General features: G+C 75.2%; 1 pseudogene. It reads left to right on the top strand.

The window, feature by feature from the left end:
* A pseudogene (locus PUR71_RS33050) lies at positions 1 to 311 on the top strand (electron transfer flavoprotein subunit alpha/FixB family protein); the annotation flags it as partial.

Below are 311 nucleotides of genomic sequence, written 5' to 3'. Positions count from 1 at the left end.
GCCGAGTTCGCCGTCCAGCTGGTCGTCCCCAAGGTGGACGCCCTGGCCCAGATCGCCAAGACCGGCGCCGCGGCCGCCGTCCTGGTCACGTCGTCCGGCGAGGGCAAGGAGATCGCCGCCCGCGTCGCCCTGCGCCTCGGCTCCGGCATCATCACCGACGCGGTCGACCTGCGCGCCGGTGACGAGGGCCCGGTCGCCACCCAGTCGGTGTTCGCCGCCTCGTACACCGTCGAATCGCGCGTCAGCAACGGCGTGCCGGTCATCGCCGTCAAGCCGAACGCCGTGGCCCCCGAGGCCGCCCCGGCCGCCGG

This window comes from Streptomyces sp. SP17BM10, assembly GCF_036322405.1.
Lineage (GTDB): Bacteria > Actinomycetota > Actinomycetes > Streptomycetales > Streptomycetaceae > Kitasatospora.
The sequence above is the reverse complement of the archived record's forward strand: the minus strand, read 5'-3'. Positions and strand labels throughout refer to the sequence as shown.